Raw genomic sequence first — 23,451 nt, forward strand, 5'->3', positions numbered from 1 at the left:
CAACTAGAGCTCGTCAGTTCGTTGAGCAAGGGTTGTCGTTCTGCCCCCCGCGGCGGACCGGCGGTTCCCCCCACCGCTCGACGACGCTTTACAACCACCCCTTGACCGCACTAAGCGACAGCCCCTTCGTGGGGTGTGACGTGGCCGTTCGACTGGAGTTGCACGTGGCCGGGCGCATCGAAGACTACGCACTCATCGGAGACATGCAGACCGCTGCCCTGGTCTGCCGGGACGGGACAGTCGACTGGCTGTGCCTGCCCCGCTTCGATTCCCATGCCATCTTCGCCGGCCTGCTGGGTACCGAGGAACACGGTTTCTGGCGGATCGGCCCGGCGTTCGCGGACGGCACCCAGCCGCCCACCGCGGCCCGGCGCAGCTACCGCGGCGACTCGCTGATCCTCGAATCCGAGTGGGACACCCCACGCGGCACCGTCCGCGTGACCGATTTCATGCCCCCGCGCGACGGGGCCCCGCAGGTGATCCGCATCGTGGAGGGCGTCAGCGGCCGGGTGCCGATGCGCTCGACGCTGCGCATGCGCTTCTCCTACGGCCGGATCGTGCCGTGGGTGCACCGGCACGAGGGCCGCACGGTGGCGGTGGCGGGCCCCGACTCGGTGTGGTTCGACACATCGGTGAAGACCTACGGCGAGTCGCTGACCACGTACGCGGACTTCACGGTCGCTCCCGGTGACCGGATCGCGTTCACGATCTCCTGGCAGGCCTCGCACAAGGAGCCGCCGCCGCTGCCGGAGCCGGAGCAGTCGCTGGAGGCGACCGATGAGTTCTGGCGCGAGTGGGTCGGGCACTGTACGTACCACGGCCCCTACCGCGAGGCCGTGATCCGCAGCCTGATCACGCTCAAGGCGCTGACCTACGCCCCGACCGGCGGCATCGTCGCGGCGCCCACCACCTCCCTGCCCGAGGACATCGGCGGCGTACGCAACTGGGACTACCGCTACACCTGGCTGCGGGACGCGGCGATCACCCTGTCCTCGCTGCTGCGCACCGGCTACCGCGAGGAGGCCCGCGCCTGGCGCGAATGGCTGCTGCGGGCCGTCGCCGGCGACCCCGACAACCTCCAGATCATGTACGGCATCGCCGGCGAGCGCGAACTCGGCGAGGCGGAGCTGGACTGGCTGCCCGGCTACGAGAACTCCGCGCCGGTCCGGGTGGGCAACGGCGCCGCGCACCAGCTCCAGCTGGACGTCTACGGCGAGGTCACCGAGGCGCTGCACCTGGCCCACATGACGGGCCTGGCCCGCAACGACTACGCCTCCCTGCTCCAGCTCAAGCTGATCCAATACCTGGAGAAGCACTGGCAGGAGCCGGACGAGGGCATCTGGGAGGTGCGCGGGCCGCGCCGCCACTTCGTGCACTCCAAGGTCATGGCGTGGGTCGCCGTCGACCGCACCATCAAGCTCATCGAGTCCGGGGAGGCCGACGGCCCCCTGGAGCGCTGGAAGGTGCTGCGCGACGACATCCACCGCGAGGTGTGCGAGAAGGGCTACGACAAGGAGCGCAACACCTTCACGCAGTCCTACGGCTCGCGGGAGCTGGACGCGTCCCTGCTGCTCATCCCGCAGATGGGCTTCCTGCCGCCGGACGACAAGCGGGTCATCGGCACCATCGAGGCGATCCAGCGCGAGCTGTCCACCACGGACGGGTTCATCCTGCGCTACCCCACCGACGGCGACCACGCGGGCGTCGACGGCCTGCCCGGCGACGAGGGCGCCTTCCTCGCCTGCTCCTTCTGGATGGCCGACGACCTGGCGATGATCGGCCGCGTGGACGAGGCCCGCAAGCTCTTCGACAAGCTCCTGTCGCTCCGCAACGACCTGGGCCTCCTCGCCGAGGAGTGGGACCCACGCCGCAAGCGCCAGGTGGGCAACTTCCCCCAGGCCTTCAGCCATGTGCCGCTGATCGACACGGCCCTGCGCCTGACGGCGAGCGGCGCCTACGGAGGCTGACCCGGCGCCGGGCGGGCGAGCGCGGCCGCCCGGCGGTCATCCCAGCTCACAGCGGCCGGCCCGGGCCGGCCACCCGGCGCTGCCGCCGTGCCGCGGGCAGAGGTAGCGTCCGCTTCATGGACCGCAGATTCGACACCGAGGGCACCGGCATCACCGTCCGGCGTGCCCTCGAACTGCCCGGCCTCCGCAGCGGCCTCCCCGAGGTCCTCGCCGGCGCCGACAAGCTGACCCGCACCGTCCGCTGGGTGCACGCCGGCGAGGTCCCCAACATCGCCTCCCTCCTCAAGGGCGGCGAGCTCCTGCTGACCACCGGCTACGGCCTCGGCACCCGCCCCGCGGACCAGCGGGTCTTCGTACGCACCCTCGCCGACCGCGGCATCGCGGCCCTGGTGGTGGAGCTGGGCCCGCGCTTCACCCGCCTGCCCGCCGCCCTCGTCGAGACCGCGCGGACCGCGGGTCTCCCCCTCGTCCAGCTGCACCGCGAGGTGCCGTTCGTGGCGGTCACCGAGGAGATCCACACGGAGATCATCAACGGTCACTACGCGCTGCTCCAGCGGGCCGAGGAGGTGCACCTGCGCTGCACCCAGGCACTGCTCGGCGGCGGCGGGGTGCCGCAGGTGCTCGGCATCCTGGCCGACTTCGGCGGCAACCCGGTGTTCCTGGAGACCCCGGACGGGCAGCTGCTGTACGCGGCCGGCTCCGGCCCCGAGGGCGCCGATCCGCTCCAGGTGTGGGAGGGACTGCGCGGCCAGCGCAAGGACGCGGCCCCGCCGGCCGGTTCGGTCGTCGTGGACGTGCCCGGCGGCGGTCCCGGCACCGGCTCGGTGCGCGCCCGGCTGGTGCTGCTGCCGGTCCGCTCGCCGCTGGCCCCGGTGCACCGCATGGCCGCCGAGCGGGCGGCGGGACTGCTGGCCGTGGTGCTGATGCAGGCCCGCCAGGATGAGGAGCTGGCGGCGCGCGGCCGCGGCGACTTCCTGACCGACCTCGCCGAGGGGCGCATCGCCGCCGAGGACGCCCCCGCGCAGGCCCGGGTCCTCGGTTTCAAGCCGGGCGGCAGCCCGCTGCTGCCCGTGGTGATGCGGCTCGGTGACGCGCTGGCGTCCACCGGGGGCACCGCCCGGCCGAGCGCGGGCACCGGCGGCGGGGGCTGGGCGGCGCTGGCCCGCGCGGTCGCCGAGGAGCTGGCCTCGGTGGGCGTGCCCGCTCTGCTGGGCGTGCGGCCGGTCGAGGGCCGGGTGCCGCTCCTTGTCGGGCTGCGCTCGGAGGCGGAGCGGGCCACCGTCGCGGACCGGGTCGCGGCAGCGCTGCGGGCGGGTGTGGAACGGGCCGGGATGCGGCGGCCGGACGGGCAGCCGGAGGTGGTGGTCGTCGGGATGGCCGGCGGCTGGGCGGCCGCCTCGGCGGGCCTGCGGCACGCGGCTGAGGCGGCGACGGCGGCGCAGGGGCTGCCGGACCGGCCCTGGTACGACGCCCGCCGCCTCGACATCGACCTGCTGCTGTGGCGGCTGCGCGACCATCCCGACCTGGCGGCCTTCGTGGACCGCGCGATCGGCCCGCTGCGCGACCACGACCGGCGCTCGAAGCCGCCGTTGCTGCCCACCCTCCAGACCTATCTGGCGCACGCGGGCCGCAAGGCGGAGACCGCACGCGAACTGCACCTGAACCGGCAGACGCTCTACAACCGCCTCGCCCGGATCGGGGAGTTGCTGGGCACCGACCTCGACGACCCGCAGACGGTCCTGGCCCTCAGCCTGGCCCTGCGGGCCCGCCGGCACGTGCCCTGAGCGTCAGGCCAGCGGCCGGGGCCGGGTCAACTCGTCGTAGACGCTGAGCACCTGGGCGACCGTCTCGTCCTCGGTGGGCCAGGTGGCGGCCTGCCGGGTGCCCAGGTCCCGCAGTTCCTCGCGGCGTTCGGGGCCGCCGAGCAGCCGTATGACGGCTCCGGCGAACGCCTCCGGGTCCTGGTCCGGTACCAGTTCGGCCGCGTCGCCCACGAGTTCGGGGATGCCGCCGGTCCGCGCCGCGACGAGCGGCACCCGCGCGTGCAGGGCCTCCTGGGCGAGGACGGAGCGGGCCTCCCAGCTCCTCGGCAGCAGCGCCACGTCGGCGGCGGCGAGCAACTCACCGACGTCGTCGCGCCGTCCGAGCAGCCGCACCGGCAGCTCCTCGTCCTCGATCCGCCGCTGGAGCTCCGTACGCGACGGCCCCTCCCCCGCGACGACGAGCAGCGGCACGGGTTCCAGCAGGCGCCAGGCGCGGGCCGCGTCCAGCAGCAGCTCATGGCCGCGGCCCGGATCCAGGGAGGCGACGGAGATGAGCAACGGCCGGTCGGTGGCGCCGAGTTCGGCGCGCACCTTGGCGCGGGGACGGTCCGGGTGCTCGTATCCGCCGGCCGGCCGGGGCACCGCGACCGCGGCGAGCCGGGCGTCCCGCGCGCCCCGGCCGCGGGCCCGGTCGACGAGTTCGGAGGTGGTGCCGAGCACGACGGTGGCGGCCCTGACCACGCGGCGCTCCAGCAGCCGCAGCAGATGGGCGCGGGCCCCTTCGGCGGGCTCGTGGTTGTGCCAGGTGACCACGAGGGGCGTGCCGCGGCCGCTGAGCGCCAGCACCGCGCGGAAGGAGGCGTGCAGCCCGTGCGCGTGCACCAGGTCGGCGTCCGCGCAGACCGTGCGCAGCGCGGCCACGGACACCGGGTCGCTGCTGCGCGGCACGTGCACGTGCTGGGCGCCGACGCCGGAGAAGGCGTAGGCGCGGTCGGCCTCCGCGGGGGCGCACACCGTCACGCGCACGCCCCGGGCGACCAGCCCCGCCGCCAGCGACCGCACGTGCGCGCTGCTGCCGGCGCTGCCTCCGCCCAGCACCTGCACGGTGCGCAGCGTCGACTGACCGTGCGATACGTGGCTGATCACGGGGCTCACGCGGCCAGGGCTCCTGGTTCGGCGTCGGACGGGTACGGGGAAGTGAAGTTACGGGGAAACGTACAGAAGGTATCGAGTCGAGGTGCTCGACCGCGCGCCCCGCTCGGCGCAGGGCTCCCGTTCCAAGGATGCCAGCACGTACGGGTGTTCCTGTCCCGCCGGAGTGTCGGAAGTGTGCGGGACCAGGCGGCAGCCAAGGACCACGTCACTCACACGAGTGAATTTGACGAGTGTTCGCCCTGTCTCCGTAGACGGCCGCGACCACCACCGCCGCGGCGTGGGCGACCAGTCCGGCGCGCCCGTTGGACGCGACGACCGCGGTGCCGAGAACCGCGCCCAGGGCGTGTGCCCCCGTGTCACCCAGCATCATTCGCTCTCCGAGGTCCTCGGGGAGCACGGCCGCGGCGGCCCCCGTGGTGACGGCGGCCAGCTCCGCGCCCGGTCCGCCACGCAGCAGCCCGGGCGCCCCGAGCGCGAGCACCGCGCCGGCGGCCCGGCCGGGCCCCACGTCCAGGAGGTTGACGGCGTGCGCGGCACCGGCGATCACGACCCCGGCGAGGAACCTGTCCAGCGGCCGCTGCTTCAGCAGCGCCCCGGCGGCCAGTCCGGCCGCCGAGATCCCGAACAGCTTGACCGCCCCGCTGGTCACCTCACCGCCCCGCAGTGCGGCGAGGTGCGCCCAAAAACCGCGCCGCCCGTCACCCGCGCCGGCGACGTCGTCGTAGGCGCCGCAGACCCCGGCCGCGAGCACCGCGAGACCGGCCGCGGGCCGCACCCGCGCGGCCGCGGCAGCGGCCGCCACAGCCACCGCGGGCCCCGGATACAGCCCGACGGTGCGCCCCGCGTGGTTCCGCCGCTCCCAGAGCGCGCGGCCGCCGGGCGCGAGGGCCCGCAGGCCGGCGGTACCGGCCCGGGCGAGTGAGGCGGCGAGCGCGAACGAGGTGGCGGTCCGGGAGATCATCCCGCCACCTTACGCACTCCTACAGGTCCGCCCGGGCCGCTGCGAGCAGTTCCACGGCGTGCGCCCGCGCCGTCTGCGAGTCCTCCTGGCCGGCCAGCATCCGGGACAGCTCCCGGACCCGGTCCTCGCCCTCCAGCACCTTCACACCGGACCGGGTCACCGAGCCGTCGTTGGTCTTCTCCACCAGCAACTGCCGGTCGGCGAAGGCGGCGACCTGGGGCAGGTGGGTGACCACGACGACCTGGGCGCTCCTGGCCAGCCGGGCCAGGCGCCGGCCGATCTCCACGGCCGCCTTGCCGCCGACGCCCGCGTCGACCTCGTCGAACAGATACGTCGGCACCGGATCCGTCCCGGCGAAGACGACCTCGACGGCCAGCATCACGCGCGACAGCTCACCGCCGGAGGCACCCTTGGCGATCGGCCGTGGCGGCGCGCCGGGGTGCGGGGCGAGGAGCAGTTCGACCTCGTCGGCACCGGCCGGCCCGCAGGCGACGGTTCGGCCACCGACCTCGACGCCCTCGGGGTCCTCCGTCTGCCGGAGGTCGAACGACACGCGCGCGTGCGGCATGGCCAGCGAGGCCAGCTCGGCCGTCACGGCGGCGGCGAACCGCTCCGCGGCCTCCGTCCGGGCGTCGGTCAGCGCCTGGGCCAGGCCGCCCAGTTCGGCGCGCAGCGCGTCCCGCTCGGCGGTCAGCTCCCCGAGCCGCTCGTCGTCGCCGTCCAGCTCGGTGAGCCGCGCGGCGCTCTGTTCGGCCCAGGTGAGCACGGCGCTGACGTCCTCGCCGTACTTGCGGGTCAGCGCGCCGAGCGCGGCCCGCCGCTCCTCGACCGCCGCCAGCCGTAGCGGATCGGCGTCCAGGTTGTCGGCGTACCCCGCCAGCTCCCCGGCCACGTCACCGAGCAGGATGCCGATCTCGCCGATGCGGTCGGCGAGCGTGGCCAGCGCCGGATCGTGCGACCGGACGGCCTCCAGGGCCCGCTGGGCGCCCGCGACGAGCGTGGTCGCGTCGATGCCCTCGGGGTCCTCCGGATCGCCCGCGAGAGCGGCGTGCGCGGCCGACGCGGCCGACGACAGCGCCTCGGCGTGGCCGAGCCGCTCCGCCTCCTCGGCCAGCTCGGTGTCCTCCCCGGCCCGCGGTTCGACCCCGGCGATCTCGTCGAGGCCGTAGCGCAGCATGTCGGCCTCCTGGGCCCGCTCACGCGCACGGGTGGTGATCTCGTCCAGCTCGGCGGTGACGGCTCGGAGCCTGCGGTAGGCCCCGGCGTACTTGGCGAGCGGCGCGGCGACGGCGTCGCCCGCGTACCGGTCGAGGGCCTGCCGTTGCCGGGACAGCTTGAGCAGTCCCTGCTGGTCGGTCTGCCCGTGCACGGCCACCAGCTCGTCGGCGAGTTCGGCGAGCAGCCCCACCGGCACGCTCCGCCCGCCCACGTGCGCCCGGGAACGGCCCTCGGCCGAGACGGTACGGCTGATCAGCAGCGCACCGTCGTCGAGCTCGGCACCGGCCTCCTCGGCCCGTACGGCGGCGGAGGCGTCCGCGGGTACGGTGACCCGCCCCTCCACGACCGCCTTCCCGGCGCCGATCCGCACCAGCGCGGGATCCGCGCGTCCGCCCAGCAGCAGTCCCAGACTGGTGACGACCATGGTCTTGCCCGCACCGGTCTCACCGGTGACGGCGGTGAACCCCGGCGACAGCTCGACGACCGCGTCGTCAATCACTCCGAGTGACCGTATCCGCATCTCCTCCAACACGAGCACGACCATACGAGGTTTTGGTGGCGCCGTGCGACGCCACCCCACCCTTGGAGGGAACGGTCCCGCCCACCCGTGTCCCCGGCCGGCGGGCCCAGTGCGTGCGCGGCCGGTGCGGTGCGCGGCTAGTGCGGTGCCCCGCGCCACCCCGAGACCGGCAGCGCGAACTTGGCGACCAGGCGGTCCGTGAACGAGGCGTGGTGCAGGCGGGCCAGCCGGACCGGTACGGCTCCGCGGCGCACCTCCACGCGTGCGCCGGGCGGCAGTTCGACCGTGCGCCGCCCGTCGCACCACAGCACGCCCGGCGGGACGTGCGGCAGCACCTCGACGGCCAGGACGGAGTCGGGCGACGTCACCAGGGGCTTGGCGAACAGCGCGTGCGCGGAGATCGGCACCATCAGCAGCGCCTCGACCTCCGGCCACACCACGGGCCCGCCGGCGGAGAAGGCGTACGCCGTGGAGCCGGTGGGGGTGGCGCAGACGATGCCGTCGCAGCCGAACCCGGTCACCGGGCGCCCGTCGATCTCCAGCACGATCTCCAGCATCCGCTCGGCGGACACCTTCTGCACGGCCGCCTCGTTCAGCGCCCAGTCGGTGTGCACGATGTCCCCGTTACGGTGCACGACCACGTCGACGGTCATGCGCTCCTCGACCTCGTACGCCTTGCTGACCACCCGGTCGACGACCTTGTCGAGGTCGTCCCGCTCGGCCTCGGCGAGGAACCCGACGCGCCCGAGGTTGACCCCGAGCATCGGCACGCCCGAGGCGCGGGCGAACTCCGCACCGCGCAGCAGCGTGCCGTCACCGCCCAGCACGATGAGCAGTTCGCACCCGTCGAGGGACTGCGGGGTGGCCTCCTTGACCAGTTCCACCTCGTCCGGCAGAGGCAGGTCGCGTGCCTCCGCCTCCAGGACGCGTACGCCGATGCCGGACAGCAGCAGCCCCTTGACCACGAGTTCGGCACTGCGGATGGCGGCCGGCCGACCGGTGTGGGCCAGCAGGAAAACGGTTCGAGCTTGGGTCTGTGTCAACGCGGCCCCTCCGCCACTGCACGGTCAACATCGGCCGGGTCCAGGGCGGGCGCCCCGGCACGCAGCCACAGAAAGTATTCGACGTTCCCGGACGGCCCGGGCAGCGGACTGGCGGTGACGCCTTCGGCCCCCAGCCCCAGTTCCCAGGCCTTCCCCGCCACCGTCCGCACGGCCTCCGCCCGCAGCTCCGGACTCCGTACGACACCCCCGCTGCCCAGTCGTTCCTTCCCCACCTCGAACTGCGGCTTGACCATCATCACCAGGTCGGCGTCCGGCTTCGCGCACCGCACCAGGGCGGGCAGCACCAGGCCGAGCGGGATGAAGGACAGATCCCCCACGACAAGATCCACAGGCTCCCCATCGATCGCTTCGAGCGTCAACTCGCGTACGTTCGTACGGTCCTTGACGGTGACGCGTTCATCGCTCTGCAAAGACCAGGCGAGTTGTCCGTATCCGACGTCGACGGCGACGACGTGTGCGGCGCCCGCGCGCAGCAGCACGTCGGTGAAGCCTCCGGTGGACGCGCCGGCGTCCAGGGCCCGCCGCCCCTCGACGGCCAGTCCGCGCGGCATGAACGCCTTCAGCGCACCGGCCAGCTTGTGCCCGCCGCGGGAGACGTAGTCGGGGTCGCTGTCGTCGGCGGCGACGACGATGGGGGCGGCGGTCTCCACCTGGGTGGCGGACTTGGTCGCGACGGTCTTGCCGACGGTGACCCGCCCGGCGGCGATCAGCTGGCCGGCGTGCTCGCGCGAGCGGGCGAGCTTCCGGCGGACCAGCTCCGCGTCGAGACGGCGGCGTGCGACTCCTGCCACGTTCGGTTCAGCTCCTGTGTCGGTACGGCGGTGACTGCGCGGGGGGCGCCGGAGGTCCCGGACGGGCGTCGAGCGCGGTGAGCGCGTCTCGCAGCCCCCCGTGTACATCCTCGTACACCTGGAGGTGTCCGTCGGTGGCGAGGTGGTCGGCGTCACCGAGCCGCTCCAGGGCCGCGTCGACGCGGGCGTCGCCGGTGGGTGTGCGGGGCACGAGCAGCGGGGCGGGTGCGGCGGGGCCGTGCTCGCCGATCGCGTCGCCGGGCCCGGGGGCCTCGCTTTCGGGGGCCGGCGCCTCCTCCCGGACCTCCGTCCCGGTCACAGAGTCGCTCATGCCCAGACGCTACCGCGAAGCACTGGGGTAACGTCGGTGGTGATGGCAACGATCGAGGAGTGCCGCAGCGCACTCGAAAGACTCTCCGACAACATGGCGAAGGCGGAGGGGGACGTCCGCGACGCGGCGGCCCTGGACCGCTCGGTGAGCTGCCACATCAAGGATCTCGACGTGAGCTTCCTGGGCCGCCTCGTCGACGGCCGGATAGAGGTCCGGGACACCGTTCAGGGGCCGCCGCCGAAGAAGGCCGAGATCCGGCTCGCCATGACCGGCGACGACCTGATCGCGCTGGTCGGCGGGGAGCTGGCGTTCGCCAAGGCCTGGGGGTCGGGGCGGGTGAAGCTCCAGGCGGGCGTGCTGGACCTGGTGCGGCTCACGAAGCTTCTTTAGCGGCCGGTCCCGCGGCCATGTGGTGGGCCGCCACGCGCGCGCGTGCGGCACGCGCCGCCGGGACCACCAGTGGCGTGCCGGTCTCCGGGTCGTCGATGACCTGGCAGCGCAGCCCGAACACCTCCTCCACCAGGTCGGCGGTGACGATGTCGCTCGGCGCGCCCTGGGCGACGACCCGGCCGCCGCGCAGGGCGACGAGGTGGGTGGCGTAGCGGGCGGCGTGGTTGAGGTCGTGCAGCACGGCGACGAGGGTGCGTCCCTGCTCCTCGTGGAGTTCGGCGCACAGGTCGAGGACGTCGATCTGGTGCTGGATGTCCAGGTACGTCGTGGGCTCGTCGAGCAGCAGCAGCGGTGTCTGCTGGGCCAGTGCCATGGCGATCCACACGCGCTGCCGCTGGCCGCCCGACAGCTCGTCGACGTACCGCTCGGCGAGCCGGCCGACCCCGGTCCGCTCCATGGACTCGCGCACGACCCGCTCGTCCTCGGCGGACCACTGGCGCAGGATTCCCTGGTGCGGGTACCGGCCGCGGCCCACGAGGTCGGCGACGGTGATCCCGTCGGGCGCGATCGAGGACTGCGGGAGCAGCCCGAGCGTCCGGGCGACCTGCTTGGCCGGCATCGACTGGATGACCTGCCCGTCGAGCAGCACCCGGCCCCGGCTGGGCCTGAGCATCCGCGACAGCGCCCGCAGCAGCGTGGACTTGCCGCACGCGTTGGGTCCGACGATCACCGTGAAGGAGTTGTCGGGTATCTCGACCGACAGCTGCTCGGCGATGACGCGCTGGTCGTAGGCGAGGGTGACGTTGTCGGCGGACAGGCGGTTCACGGTGCTCCTTCGGTTGCTCACTGCGTTGCTGCGGGCGCTCATATCCGTCCGGCCCTGCGCTCGGCGACCAGCAGCCACAGCAGGTAGACCCCGCCGAGCACGCCGGTGACCACGCCGGCCGGCAGCTGGTCGGCGCCGAAGGCCCGCTGGGCGGTCAGGTCGGCGGTGACCAGCAGGGCGGCGCCCATGCACAGGGAGGGCAGCAGGTTGGGGCCGGGCATGGGGGCACCTCCCGCGCCGTTCAGGCAGCGGGGGAGGGTCAGGCGGCGGGCGAGTTGCGGCGCGGTCAGGGCCACGAAGCTCACGGGCCCGGCGGCCGCGGTGGCGGCCGCGACCAGCAGGACGGCACAGCCCATCAGCAGCAGCCGTACGCGTTCGACGCGCACCCCGAGGGCGTAGGAGACGTCGTCGCCCATCTCCAGCATCCGCAGGCCGCGCGCGTTGGCGAGGACGACCGGGAGGAGCACGGCGCACAGGAGGGCCAGCGGTCCGACCTGGGTCCAGTCGCGCCCGTCCAGCGAGCCGGTCATCCAGACCACCGCGCGGGCCGCGTCCACGAAGTCGGCCTTGGTGATCAGATAGCCGTTGACGGCGGTGACCACCGCGGAGACGCCGATGCCGACCAGGACCAGCCGGTACCCGTGCACGCCCTGCTTCCAGGCCAGCAGGTAGATGGCCGCGCCGGTGACCAGGCCGCCCACGAGCGCGCCGAGGGTGACGGCGGTGGCGCTGCCCGAGAACAGGACGATGACGGTGAGCGCGCCGGCGGCCGAGCCCTGCGAGAGGCCGAGCACGTCCGGGCTGCCCAGCGGATTGCGGGAGACGGACTGGAACAGCGCGCCGCCGACGCCGAGGCAGCCGCCGACCAGGAGCCCGACGAGGACGCGTGGCAGCCGCAGTTCGCGGACGATGAACTCCTGCCCCTGACTGCCCTGCCCGACGAGCGCCCTCAGCACGTCGGAGGCCGGGATCGGGAAGTCGCCGGTGCCGATCAGCACGACGCTCGCCGTGAGCGCGGCCAGCACCAGCAGGGCGACGACCGCGCACGTGCGGACGTCGAGGCGCAGGGACAGCCCGCCGGGGGTGCGCAGGGCCCGTGCGGGGCGGGGGGTGCGGGTGGTCTTCACAGCTGGGCCGTCCTCCGCCGCCGTACGAGCAGGATGAACACCGGGCCGCCGATGATCGCGGTGACGACCCCGACCTGGAGCTCGGCGGGCCGGGCGACGACCCGCCCCACGACGTCGGCGCCGAGCAGCAGCACGGGCGACAGGACCGTGGCGTAGGGCAGGATCCAGCGCAGGTCGGGTCCGGTGAAGGAGCGCACGACGTGCGGGACCATCAGGCCGACGAAGACGATCGGCCCGCAGCTGGCGGTGGCCGCCCCGCACAGCACGGTCGCGGCGAGCATGGCGAGCGCCCGGGTGCGGTTCAGGTCGGTGCCCAGGGCGCGGGCGGTGTCGTCGCCCATGGCCATGGCGTTGAGCGGCCGGGCCAGCAGCAGGGCGACGACCGTGCCGACCGCGAAGAACGGGAGCACCTGGGTGACGGTCGCCGTCGTGGCGGAGGCGAGCGAGCCCACGGTCCAGAACCGCATCCTGCCCAGCGCCGCCCCGTCCATGATCATCACGGCCTGGACGTAGCCGTACAGCGCGGCGCCGATCGCGGTGCCGGCGAGCGCGAGGCGTACGGGTGTGGCGCCCCGGCTGCCGCCGAGGAACCACACCAGGGCGCCCACGGCCGCGGCACCGAAGAAGGCGAACCAGACGTAGCCGCTGAGGCTCGTCACGCCCAGGAAGGTGATGGCGGTGACGACGGCGGCGGACGCGCCCGCGTTGATGCCGAGGATGCCCGGGTCGGCCAGCGGATTGCGGGTCAGTGCCTGGAGCACGGCCCCGGACAGCCCGAGCGCCGATCCGGCGAGCAGACCGAGGACCGTACGGGACAGCCGCTCGCCGACCACGACGTCGCCGTACGTCCCCGAGCTCTGGAACAGGCCGTGCCAGACCTGGGCCGGGGACAGCTCCTTCGCTCCGATCGCGATGCTCGCCAGTGCGACGAGCAGCAGTATCGCGACGGAGACGAGGAGCCCCGCGGCTCGCACGCCTCGGCGGGTCGGGGGCGCGGCGGCCGCCGCGCGCTCTTCTGGGGGACTGTCGACCAACACGAGGTTAGGTTAGCCTACCCTCTGCGCCAGCTCGGCGGTTCCCTGCGTTCCTCCGGTCCACCGGTCCACCGGATTCACAGCCCCAGCCGGGCCAGCGCCTTCCCCCCGTCCAGCTCGCACCCGCTGTCGCCGCCGGCCGTCCACGCCGCCGCGCACAGGGCACGGAGCCCGTCCAGTGCCTCCCCCTCGCCGCTCAGTCCGAGACCGGTGTCCGCCGTCGCCGTCCACCCGCCGCACCGGAAACCGTCACCCTCCCGAGTGATTTCCGGCTGCCCGGTGAGCAGCCCCCGCAGATCCGCGTCGACATACGTCGGCCGGTGCCGAGGGGGCGCGGCGAGCAGTTGCGCGCCGTCGGTCACCCCGGTCAGGACGAGCAGCGAGTCGACCCCGCCGTTGAACGCGCCCTCGATGTCCGTGTCCAGCCGGTCGCCCACCACCAGCGGCCGCTCCGCGCCGGTGCGCAGGACCGTCTCGCGGTGCATGGGCGGCAGCGGCTTGCCCGCCACCTGCGGCTCCGCGCCCGTGGCGATCCGGACGACCTCGACCGCCGCGCCGTTGCCCGGACCGATCCCCCGGGCGCCCGGAATCGTCAGATCGGTGTTGGAGGCGAACCAGGGCACCCCGCGCGCGATCGCGTAGCACGCCTCCGCGAAACGCCCCCACGGCAGGTCCGGACCGCCGTAGCCCTGCACCACCGCGGCCGGATCGTCGTCGGCCGACTCCACCGGCTCAAGACCCCGCTCGCGCAGCGCCGTGCGCAGCCCCTCACCGCCGATCACCAGCACCCGCGCACCCTGCGGCACCTGGTCCGCGATCAGCCGGGCCACGGCCTGCGCGGAGGTGACCACGTCGGACGCCTCCGCCCGTATGCCCAACTCGGTGAGGTGCGCGGCCACCGCGGCCGGGGTGCGCAGGGCGTTGTTGGTGACGTACGCCAGATGCATCCCGCCCGCGCGGGCGGTGCCCAGCGAGTCGACCGCGTGCGCGATCGCGTGGCCGCCCGCGTAGACCACTCCGTCCAGGTCGAGCAGGGCCGTGTCGTACGCCTCGCTCAGGGCCTGTGCACTGCCCTCGGGCCTCGTCCTGACGCCCTGCCTCATTCCGCATCTCTCCTCATGACACCCGTTTTCCCCGATCATCCCCTACGCCACTGACACACGTACGATGCCGGGATGAACACAGCAGGTCCCCCACCGGCGACAACACGCCCGGGCCTCGAACTCACCCCGTTCCACGGCCTGCGCTACGACCCCGACCGGGTCGGCAGCCTGGCCGCCGTGACGTCCCCGCCGTACGACGTCGTCGTGCGGCCCGACGGCCTGCACCACCTCCAGTCGGCCGATCCGTACAACATCGTTCGGCTGATTCTGCCGCAGGCCTCAAGCCCCAGCGCCCGCAACAAGCAGGCGGCGGAAACCCTGCGCCGCTGGCTCTCCGAGGGCGTCCTCGTCCCCGACCCGGAACCGGCGCTGTACGTCTACGAGCAGTGCGACGGCGACGGCCTGCTGCAACGCGGACTGATCGGCGCGCTGCGCGTGTCGGAGCCGGCGGAGGGCGTGGTGCTGCCGCACGAGGACGTCATGCCGCACGTGGTCGCCGACCGCGCCGCCCTGATGCGCGCGACCAGCGCCAATCTCGAACCGCTGCTGCTCACCTACCGCGGCGACGGCTCGACCGCCGCCACCACGATGATCATCGAGCGGGTCGCCGAACGGCCGCCGCTGCTGTCGACGACCACCGAGGACGGCTTCGGCCACCGCCTGTGGGCGATCACCGACCCCGCCGACCTCGCGCGCGTGCAGGAGGACCTGGCCCGGCACCAGGCCCTGATCGCCGACGGCCATCACCGCTGGGCGACCTACCGCCGGCTGCGTGCGGAGCACCCCTCCCCCAGCGCCTGGGACTACGGTCTGGTCCTCCTGGTCGACACGGCCCGCTACCCGCTCCGCGTACGCGCCATCCACCGTCTGCTGCACGGCCTGCCGGTCGCCGACGCGCTGTCCGCCCTGGACGGCCTGTTCCGCGTACGGCGGCTGGACCTACCCCTGACGGAAGCCCTGGAGACGCTCGCGGACGCGGCCTGCGAGGGCAACGCCTTCCTGTTCGCCGGCGACGGCTCCTTCCACCTCGTGGACCGCCCGGACCCGGCCCTGCTGGCCCGCACGGTCCCGGCGGAACACCCCGCCGCCTGGCGCACCCTCGACGCGACCGTCCTGCACGCCACGCTCCTCGAGCACGTCTGGCACATCCCCGAGGACTCCCCGGCCCACATCGCCTACATCCACGACACGGTCGCGACCGTGGAGAAGGCAGAACGCGACGGCGGCACGGCCGTCCTGATGCACCCGGTCCGCGAGGAGGTCGTCCGCGACCTGGCCCGCCAAGGGGTCACGATGCCCCGCAAGTCGACGTCGTTCGGCCCCAAGCCGGCGTCGGGACTGGTGCTGAGGGCGCTGGACCTCTGAAACGGCGAAGGGCGGGCCCCGGTGATCGGGGCCCGCCCTCTGTTTCAGTAACGGCCGGTGTCAGTGACGGCCGGCGTGTCCGTCAGTCCTTGTCGGACGTGTCGGCGTCGGACGTGGCGGCGTCGCCGCTCTCGCCCTTGACCTCGTTCTGGCCGTTCTCGCTGCTCTCGCCGTCCTCGCCGTTCTGGCCGTTCTCGCTGCTCTCGCCGTCCTCGCCGTCCTCGCCGTTCTCGTCGTTCTCGTCGAGGGCGTCGGTGAACTCCACGCCGTCCAGCTCGGCCAGTCGGTCGGAGGCGTCGGTGCTGCCGTCCCGGTCGGCCTCGACGGCCTTGGCGAACCACTCCCGTGCCTCGGACTCCCGGCCGACGGCGAGCAGCGCGTCGGCGTAGGCGTACCGCAGGCGCGCGGTCCACGGCTGGACCGAGCCGGAGGCCAGCTCGGGGCTCTGGAGCGTCACGATGGCCGCTTCCAGCTGACCCAAGTCGCGCCGGGCACCGGCCGCGACGAGCCGCATCTCCACCTGTCCGGCCTTGTCGAGCTTGTGCACCTCCGGTGCCCCGGCCATGTCCAGCGTCTTCTCGGGCCGCCCGAGACCGCGCTCGCAGTCGGCCATGAGGGGCCACAGTTCCACGTTCCCGGTCATCCGCCGGGCGGCACGGAACTCGGCGAGCGCCTCGCTGTACTTCTGGCTCGCGTACGCGGCGAACCCGGCCGCCTCCCGTACGGCGGCGACACGGGACGCCAGCCGCAGGGCCACCCTGGAGTAGCCGTAGGCGCCCTCCGGGTCCTCGTCGATGAGCCGGGCGACCATCACCAGGTTCCTGGCGACGTCCTCGGCGAGCGTCTTGGGCAGGCTCTGCAGCTCCTGCCGGACGTCCTTGTCGATCTCGTCGCCCGTGACGTCCTCGGGGATCGGCAGCCGCTTGATCGGCTCCCGGTCCCGGTCGTCGCGGAAGCGCCCGCCACCGCGGCGGTCGTCGCCGCGCCGGTCGTCACCGCGGCGGTCGTCACGGCCCCGGAAACCACCCGGGCGCCCGCCCCGGTCGTCACGCCGCGGACCGCGCCCACCACGGTCGTCACGGCCGCGGAAGCCGCCACGGTCACCGCGGTCGTCACGGCGGTCGCCGCGGTCGTCACGACGGGGACCGCGGTCGAAGTCACGCCGGTCGTCACGGCGCTCGCCGCGGTCGAAGTCACGCCGGTCGTCACGGCGCTCGCCGCGGTCGCCGTCACGGCGGTCGTCGCGACGGTAGGTGGGGCGGTCGCCGTCGCGGCGGAAGCCGCGGTCGCGGTCGTCACGCCGGCCGAAGCCACCGCGGTCGCCATCCCGCCGATCGTCACGTCGGTCATCGCGTCGGTCGTCACGTCGGTCGTCGCGGCGGTAGGTGGGACGGTCGTCGTCGCGGCGGAAGCCACCGCGGTCCCCGCGCTCGGGCCTGTCGCCACGCTCGGGCCTGTCATCACGACGGAACCCACCACGGTCGTCACGACGTCCGTGACCACGGTCGTCGTCACGGCGGAAGCCACCGCGGTCCCCACGCTCGGGCCTGTCGTCACGACGGAACCCGCCGCGGTCGTCACGGCGGTCGCCGCGGTCGTCACGACGGGGACCACGGTCGAAGTCACGGCGCTCGCCGCGGTCGCCATCACGGCGGTCATCGCGCCGGTCGTCGCGGCGGTAGGTGGGACGGTCGCCGTCGCGGCGGAAGCCGCGGTCGCGGTCGTCACGCCGGCCGAAGCCACCGCGGTCGCCATCCCGCCGATCGTCACGTCGGTCATCGCGCCGGTCGTCACGTCGGTCATCGCGCCGGTCGTCACGTCGGTCATCGCGCCGGTCGTCACGTCGGTCATCGCGCCGGTCGTCACGTCGGTAGGTGGGACGGTCGCCGTCGCGGCGGAAGCCGCCGCGGTCCCCGCGCTCGGGCCTTTCATCACGACGGAACCCACCACGGTCGTCACGACGTCCGTGACCACGGTCGTCACGACGTCCGTGACCACGGTCGTCGTCACGACGGCCGAAGCCACTGCGGTCGTTGCTACTGCGTGGTCCTCCGCGGTACCCGCCACGGTCACCGCGGTCACCACCGTCCCGGCGGCGCTGATCGCGCTCCGGACGCTCGTCGGGAGAGTTGGTGGACATCGGTGACTCCTGTCTTGTGTACGGAAATGCAAAAGGACCCCTGGTCCCAGCTGAACGCTGGTGACCAGGGGTCCTTCCAAAGATTGTTCGGCGGCGTCCTACTCTCCCACAGGGTCCCCCCTGCAGTACCATCGGCGCTGTGAGGCTTAGCTTCCGGGTTCGGAATGTAACCGGGCGTTTCCCTCACGCTATGACCACCGAAACCCTAATGGTTTCGAGCGAACAAGCACACTCTTCTGTTGTGGTTCAGCTCAAAGCCGGCAACTGTTCGTTGCCTCAGAACTAACACAGTGGACGCGAGCAACTGAGGACAAGCCCTCGGCCTATTAGTACCGGTCACCTCCACACGTTACCGTGCTTCCAGATCCGGCCTATCAACCCAGTCGTCTACTGGGAGCCTTACCCCATCAAGTGGGTGGGAGTCCTCATCTCGAAGCAGGCTTCCCGCTTAGATGCTTTCAGCGGTTATCCCTCCCGAACGTAGCCAACCAGCCATGCCCTTGGCAGGACAACTGGCACACCAGAGGTTCGTCCGTCCCGGTCCTCTCGTACTAGGGACAGCCCTTCTCAAGACTCCTACGCGCACAGCGGATAGGGACCGAACTGTCTCACGACGTTCTAAACCCAGCTCGCGTACCGCTTTAATGGGCGAACAGCCCAACCCTTGGGACCGACTCCAGCCCCAGGATGCGACGAGCCGACATCGAGGTGCCAAACCATCCCGTCGATATGGACTCTTGGGGAAGATCAGCCTGTTATCCCCGGGGTACCTTTTATCCGTTGAGCGACGGCGCTTCCACAAGCCACCGCCGGATCACTAGTCCCGACTTTCGTCCCTGCTCGACCCGTCGGTCTCACAGTCAAGCTCCCTTGTGCACTTACACTCAACACCTGATTGCCAACCAGGCTGAGGGAACCTTTGGGCGCCTCCGTTACTCTTTAGGAGGCAACCGCCCCAGTTAAACTACCCATCAGACACTGTCCCTGATCCGGATCACGGACCCAGGTTAGACATCCAGCACGACCAGACTGGTATTTCAACGACGACTCCACAACCACTGGCGTGGCCGCTTCAAAGTCTCCCAGCTATCCTACACAAGCCGAACCGAACACCAATATCAAACTGTAGTAAAGGTCCCGGGGTCTTTCCGTCCTGCTGCGCGAAACGAGCATCTTTACTCGTAGTGCAATTTCACCGGGCCTATGGTTGAGACAGTCGAGAAGTCGTTACGCCATTCGTGCAGGTCGGAACTTACCCGACAAGGAATTTCGCTACCTTAGGATGGTTATAGTTACCACCGCCGTTTACTGGCGCTTAAGTTCTCAGCTTCGCCCCACCGAAATGGAGCTAACCGGTCCCCTTAACGTTCCAGCACCGGGCAGGCGTCAGTCCGTATACATCGCCTTACGGCTTCGCACGGACCTGTGTTTTTAGTAAACAGTCGCTTCTCGCTGGTCTCTGCGGCCACCCCCAGCTCACCGTGTAAAACGGATCACCAGACGTGGCCCCCCTTCTCCCGAAGTTACGGGGGCATTTTGCCGAGTTCCTTAACCATAGTTCACCCGAACGCCTCGGTATTCTCTACCTGACCACCTGAGTCGGTTTAGGGTACGGGCCGCCATAAAACTCGCTAGAGGCTTTTCTCGACAGCATAGGATCATCCACTTCACCACAATCGGCTCGGCATCAGGTCTCAGACACATGCCAGGCGGATTTACCTACCTGACGTCCTACACCCTTACCCCGGGACAACCACCGCCCGGGATGGACTACCTTCCTGCGTCACCCCATCACTCACCTACTAACCGCTTGGTTCGGCGGCTCCACCACTCCCCCTCACTCCGAAGAGATCAGAGGCGGCTTCACGGCCTTAGCATCACGATGCTCGATGTTTGACGCTTCACAGCGGGTACCGGAATATCAACCGGTTATCCATCGACTACGCCTGTCGGCCTCGCCTTAGGTCCCGACTTACCCTGGGCAGATCAGCTTGACCCAGGAACCCTTAGTCAATCGGCGCACACGTTTCTCACGTGTGTATCGCTACTCATGCCTGCATTCTCACTCGTCAACCGTCCACAACTACCTTCCGGTGCTGCTTCACCCGGCAGACGACGCTCCCCTACCCATCACGATCCCCGTTGGGGGTACATATCGCAATGACACGACTTCGGCGGTACGCTTGAGCCCCGCTACATTGTCGGCGCGGAATCACTAGACCAGTGAGCTATTACGCACTCTTTCAAGGGTGGCTGCTTCTAAGCCAACCTCCTGGTTGTCTGTGCGACTCCACATCCTTTCCCACTTAGCGTACGCTTAGGGGCCTTAGTCGATGCTCTGGGCTGTTTCCCTCTCGACCATGGAGCTTATCCCCCACAGTCTCACTGCCGCGCTCTCACTTACCGGCATTCGGAGTTTGGCTAAGGTCAGTAACCCGGTAGGGCCCATCGCCTATCCAGTGCTCTACCTCCGGCAAGAAACACACGACGCTGCACCTAAATGCATTTCGGGGAGAACCAGCTATCACGGAGTTTGATTGGCCTTTCACCCCTAACCACAGGTCATCCCCCAGGTTTTCAACCCTGGTGGGTTCGGTCCTCCACGAAGTCTTACCTCCGCTTCAACCTGCCCATGGCTAGATCACTCCGCTTCGGGTCTTGAGCGTGCTACTCCATCGCCCTATTCGGACTCGCTTTCGCTACGGCTACCCCACTCGGGTTAACCTCGCAACACACCGCAAACTCGCAGGCTCATTCTTCAAAAGGCACGCAGTCACGAGATGCAGCAAGCTGCATCCGACGCTCCCACGGCTTGTAGGCACACGGTTTCAGGTACTATTTCACTCCCCTCCCGGGGTACTTTTCACCATTCCCTCACGGTACTATCCGCTATCGGTCACCAGGGAATATTTAGGCTTAGCGGGTGGTCCCGCCAGATTCACACGGGATTTCTCGGGCCCCGTGCTACTTGGGTGTCTCTCAAACGAGCCGCTGACGTTTCGACTACGGGGGTCTTACCCTCTACGCCGGACCTTTCGCATGTCCTTCGTCTACATCAACGGTTTCTGACTCGTCCCACGGCCGGCAGACCGTGGAAGAGAGATCCCACAACCCCCACGACGCAACCCCTGCCGGGTCTCACACGTCGTAGGTTTAGCCTCATCCAGTTTCGCTCGCCACTACTCCCGGAATCACGGTTGTTTTCTCTTCCTGCGGGTACTGAGATGTTTCACTTCCCCGCGTTCCCTCCACTTGCCCTATGTGTTCAGACAAGGGTGACAGCCCATGACGACTGCCGGGTTTCCCCATTCGGAAACCCCCGGATCAAAGCCTGGTTGACGACTCCCCGGGGACTATCGTGGCCTCCCACGTCCTTCATCGGTTCCTGGTGCCAAGGCATCCACCGTGCGCCCTTAAAAACTTGGCCACAGATGCTCGCGTCCACTGTGCAGTTCTCAAACAACGACCAACCACCCGTCACAACCCGCCGAAGCAGATTTTTACCGGGGCCGGCAACCGAAGACCCGACCAGACGGCCGTGCCCTCAGACACCCAACAGCGTGCCCGACACCCTCGCCGCTGAGATCCACGTTCCACGCCGAAGCAGTACTAGTGGTCCCAACCGGACCGAGTGTGCCGAATAATCAACGTTCCACCCATGAGCAACCAGCACCGGACATTCGCCGATGTACTGGCCTCTGACCGAGCGAACCCGGTAAGAAGTGCTCCTTAGAAAGGAGGTGATCCAGCCGCACCTTCCGGTACGGCTACCTTGTTACGACTTCGTCCCAATCGCCAGTCCCACCTTCGACAGCTCCCTCCCACAAGGGGTTGGGCCACCGGCTTCGGGTGTTACCGACTTTCGTGACGTGACGGGCGGTGTGTACAAGGCCCGGGAACGTATTCACCGCAGCAATGCTGATCTGCGATTACTAGCAACTCCGACTTCATGGGGTCGAGTTGCAGACCCCAATCCGAACTGAGACCGGCTTTTTGAGATTCGCTCCACCTCACGGTATCGCAGCTCATTGTACCGGCCATTGTAGCACGTGTGCAGCCCAAGACATAAGGGGCATGATGACTTGACGTCGTCCCCACCTTCCTCCGAGTTGACCCCGGCGGTCTCCTGTGAGTCCCCATCACCCCGAAGGGCATGCTGGCAACACAGAACAAGGGTTGCGCTCGTTGCGGGACTTAACCCAACATCTCACGACACGAGCTGACGACAGCCATGCACCACCTGTACACCGACCACAAGGGGGGCACTATCTCTAATGCTTTCCGGTGTATGTCAAGCCTTGGTAAGGTTCTTCGCGTTGCGTCGAATTAAGCCACATGCTCCGCTGCTTGTGCGGGCCCCCGTCAATTCCTTTGAGTTTTAGCCTTGCGGCCGTACTCCCCAGGCGGGGAACTTAATGCGTTAGCTGCGGCACCGACGACGTGGAATGTCGCCAACACCTAGTTCCCACCGTTTACGGCGTGGACTACCAGGGTATCTAATCCTGTTCGCTCCCCACGCTTTCGCTCCTCAGCGTCAGTAATGGCCCAGAGATCCGCCTTCGCCACCGGTGTTCCTCCTGATATCTGCGCATTTCACCGCTACACCAGGAATTCCGATCTCCCCTACCACACTCTAGCTAGCCCGTATCGAATGCAGACCCGGGGTTAAGCCCCGGGCTTTCACACCCGACGTGACAAGCCGCCTACGAGCTCTTTACGCCCAATAATTCCGGACAACGCTTGCGCCCTACGTATTACCGCGGCTGCTGGCACGTAGTTAGCCGGCGCTTCTTCTGCAGGTACCGTCACTTTCGCTTCTTCCCTGCTGAAAGAGGTTTACAACCCGAAGGCCGTCATCCCTCACGCGGCGTCGCTGCATCAGGCTTTCGCCCATTGTGCAATATTCCCCACTGCTGCCTCCCGTAGGAGTCTGGGCCGTGTCTCAGTCCCAGTGTGGCCGGTCGCCCTCTCAGGCCGGCTACCCGTCGTCGCCTTGGTGAGCCATTACCTCACCAACAAGCTGATAGGCCGCGGGCTCATCCTTCACCGCCGGAGCTTTCAACTCCCGCAGATGCCTGCAGGAGTGATATCCGGTATTAGACCCCGTTTCCAGGGCTTGTCCCAGAGTGAAGGGCAGATTGCCCACGTGTTACTCACCCGTTCGCCACTAATCCCCACCGAAGTGGTTCATCGTTCGACTTGCATGTGTTAAGCACGCCGCCAGCGTTCGTCCTGAGCCAGGATCAAACTCTCCGTGAATGCTTGCTCGGCCAGTAAATTAATACTGCCGGCGACACATCACGAGAGCGGAACCAGAGGGGAGGAATAGTCCCCTCGGTTCACAGCGTCCTCGCTGTGTTTTTTCAAAGGAACCTCGTCCCAGCGGATGCTGGAGACGGGGTATCAACATATCTGGCGTTGATTTTTGGCACGCTGTTGAGTTCTCAAGGAACGGACGCTTCCTTTGTACTCACCCTCTCGGGCTTTCCTCCGGGCTTCCCTTCGGTGTTTCCGACTCTATCAGATCTTTTTCCGATCCGATTTCCTCGGTGCTTTCCAGGTTTCCGCTCTCGCGTTTCCCTTTCCGGCGGTTCCGACTCTATCAGATCTTTTCTCGACCTGACTCCCAGTCAGTGGGGTTTGTCTTTTGGTTTTCGGGCTTCCGCCCGTCGGCCTTTCGACATTCACTACGTTAG

16 protein-coding genes and 3 rRNA genes are annotated in these 23,451 nt (G+C 69.8%); 4 read left to right on the forward strand and 15 right to left on the reverse strand.

The features are described from left to right. Nucleotides 1–164 precede the first annotated feature (164 nt). Together OIE49_RS08990 and OIE49_RS08995 are read left to right on the forward strand one after the other, a co-directional pair. A complete protein-coding gene (locus OIE49_RS08990; RefSeq protein WP_326806176.1) occupies nucleotides 165–1,967 on the forward strand; it encodes a glycoside hydrolase family 15 protein in 1,803 nt (600 codons plus the stop codon). Between the two features lie 116 nt (nucleotides 1,968–2,083). After that, entirely contained in the window at nucleotides 2,084–3,751 is a 1,668-nt protein-coding gene (locus OIE49_RS08995) for a PucR family transcriptional regulator (RefSeq protein ID WP_326801855.1), read from the forward strand. Between the two features lie 3 nt (nucleotides 3,752–3,754). Here OIE49_RS08995 and OIE49_RS09000 read toward each other — a convergent pair whose 3' ends face one another. The 6 genes from OIE49_RS09000 to OIE49_RS09025 all read right to left on the reverse strand — a co-directional run bounded on the left by OIE49_RS09000 (nucleotide 3,755) and on the right by OIE49_RS09025 (nucleotide 9,770). Then, nucleotides 3,755–4,885 carry a glycosyltransferase family 4 protein gene (locus OIE49_RS09000; protein WP_326801856.1) on the reverse strand — a complete coding sequence of 377 codons (1,131 nt, stop codon included), beginning with the start codon at nucleotides 4,883–4,885 and terminating at the stop codon, nucleotides 3,755–3,757. A 205-nt stretch (nucleotides 4,886–5,090) separates the two neighbouring features. Next, on the reverse strand, nucleotides 5,091–5,846 hold the full coding sequence (locus tag OIE49_RS09005; protein WP_326801857.1) for a hypothetical protein: 756 nt from the start codon (nucleotides 5,844–5,846) through the stop codon (nucleotides 5,091–5,093). Between the two features lie 19 nt (nucleotides 5,847–5,865). After that, nucleotides 5,866–7,608, reverse strand: a complete 1,743-nt coding sequence (recN, locus tag OIE49_RS09010; RefSeq protein ID WP_326801858.1) for a DNA repair protein RecN — start codon at nucleotides 7,606–7,608, stop codon at nucleotides 5,866–5,868. 113 nt (nucleotides 7,609–7,721) lie between these two features. Beyond that, nucleotides 7,722–8,627: an NAD kinase gene (locus tag OIE49_RS09015; RefSeq protein ID WP_100567638.1), complete on the reverse strand. Its 906-nt coding sequence runs from the start codon at nucleotides 8,625–8,627 to the stop codon at nucleotides 7,722–7,724. Continuing rightward, on the reverse strand, nucleotides 8,624–9,439 hold the full coding sequence (locus OIE49_RS09020; protein WP_326801859.1) for a TlyA family RNA methyltransferase: 816 nt from the start codon (nucleotides 9,437–9,439) through the stop codon (nucleotides 8,624–8,626). Before OIE49_RS09020 ends, OIE49_RS09015 begins: the two co-directional genes overlap by 4 nt. Before the next feature lie 7 nt (nucleotides 9,440–9,446). Continuing rightward, a complete protein-coding gene (locus OIE49_RS09025) occupies nucleotides 9,447–9,770 on the reverse strand; it encodes a hypothetical protein (RefSeq protein WP_326801860.1) in 324 nt (107 codons plus the stop codon). A 42-nt stretch (nucleotides 9,771–9,812) separates the two neighbouring features. On the opposite strand from OIE49_RS09025, the gene OIE49_RS09030 reads away from it, so the two are divergent. Next, nucleotides 9,813–10,160: a sterol-binding protein gene (locus OIE49_RS09030; protein WP_326801861.1), complete on the forward strand. Its 348-nt coding sequence runs from the start codon at nucleotides 9,813–9,815 to the stop codon at nucleotides 10,158–10,160. Here OIE49_RS09030 and OIE49_RS09035 read toward each other — a convergent pair. The 4 genes from OIE49_RS09035 to OIE49_RS09050 all read right to left on the reverse strand — a co-directional run bounded on the left by OIE49_RS09035 (nucleotide 10,144) and on the right by OIE49_RS09050 (nucleotide 14,250). Next, the gene (locus tag OIE49_RS09035; protein ID WP_100567635.1) at nucleotides 10,144–11,028 is read right to left on the reverse strand and encodes an ABC transporter ATP-binding protein; all 885 of its coding nucleotides are present in this window, start codon (nucleotides 11,026–11,028) and stop codon (nucleotides 10,144–10,146) included. The two genes, OIE49_RS09030 and OIE49_RS09035, sit on opposite strands and share 17 nt — an antisense overlap. Then, nucleotides 11,025–12,113: a FecCD family ABC transporter permease gene (locus tag OIE49_RS09040; RefSeq protein ID WP_326801862.1), complete on the reverse strand. Its 1,089-nt coding sequence runs from the start codon at nucleotides 12,111–12,113 to the stop codon at nucleotides 11,025–11,027. Before OIE49_RS09040 ends, OIE49_RS09035 begins: the two co-directional genes overlap by 4 nt. Then, nucleotides 12,110–13,150, reverse strand: a complete 1,041-nt coding sequence (locus tag OIE49_RS09045; RefSeq protein WP_326801863.1) for a FecCD family ABC transporter permease — start codon at nucleotides 13,148–13,150, stop codon at nucleotides 12,110–12,112. The genes OIE49_RS09040 and OIE49_RS09045 overlap by 4 nt, the downstream gene beginning before the upstream one ends. A gap of 74 nt (nucleotides 13,151–13,224) precedes the next feature. Beyond that, nucleotides 13,225–14,250 (reverse strand): HAD-IIA family hydrolase, encoded by a 1,026-nt coding sequence (locus OIE49_RS09050; protein ID WP_326801864.1) that lies wholly within the window; start codon nucleotides 14,248–14,250, stop codon nucleotides 13,225–13,227. A gap of 72 nt (nucleotides 14,251–14,322) precedes the next feature. Between OIE49_RS09050 and OIE49_RS09055 the strand changes: the two genes are divergently transcribed. Further along, the gene (locus OIE49_RS09055; protein WP_326801865.1) at nucleotides 14,323–15,615 is read left to right on the forward strand and encodes a DUF1015 domain-containing protein; all 1,293 of its coding nucleotides are present in this window, start codon (nucleotides 14,323–14,325) and stop codon (nucleotides 15,613–15,615) included. An 82-nt stretch (nucleotides 15,616–15,697) separates the two neighbouring features. Here the strand turns inward: OIE49_RS09055 and OIE49_RS09060 are convergent, their stop codons facing one another. The 5 genes from OIE49_RS09060 to OIE49_RS09080 all read right to left on the reverse strand — a co-directional run bounded on the left by OIE49_RS09060 (nucleotide 15,698) and on the right by OIE49_RS09080 (nucleotide 23,014). After that, on the reverse strand, nucleotides 15,698–16,534 hold the full coding sequence (locus OIE49_RS09060) for a hypothetical protein (protein WP_326806177.1): 837 nt from the start codon (nucleotides 16,532–16,534) through the stop codon (nucleotides 15,698–15,700). Beyond that, the gene (locus OIE49_RS09065) at nucleotides 16,426–17,697 is read right to left on the reverse strand and encodes a hypothetical protein (protein ID WP_326806178.1); all 1,272 of its coding nucleotides are present in this window, start codon (nucleotides 17,695–17,697) and stop codon (nucleotides 16,426–16,428) included. Before OIE49_RS09065 ends, OIE49_RS09060 begins: the two co-directional genes overlap by 109 nt. 143 nt (nucleotides 17,698–17,840) lie before the next feature. Beyond that, nucleotides 17,841–17,957: ribosomal RNA gene (gene rrf, locus OIE49_RS09070) — 5S ribosomal RNA — on the reverse strand. 104 nt (nucleotides 17,958–18,061) lie between these two features. Further along, a 23S ribosomal RNA gene (locus OIE49_RS09075) occupies nucleotides 18,062–21,182 on the reverse strand. Nucleotides 21,183–21,488: 306 nt separating this feature from the next. Beyond that, nucleotides 21,489–23,014 (reverse strand): 16S ribosomal RNA (locus OIE49_RS09080). The 16S, 23S and 5S rRNA genes sit together here, the layout of an rRNA operon. Nucleotides 23,015–23,451: the final 437 nt, after the last annotated feature.

The organism is Streptomyces sp. NBC_01788, assembly GCF_035917575.1.
Taxonomy (GTDB): domain Bacteria; phylum Actinomycetota; class Actinomycetes; order Streptomycetales; family Streptomycetaceae; genus Streptomyces.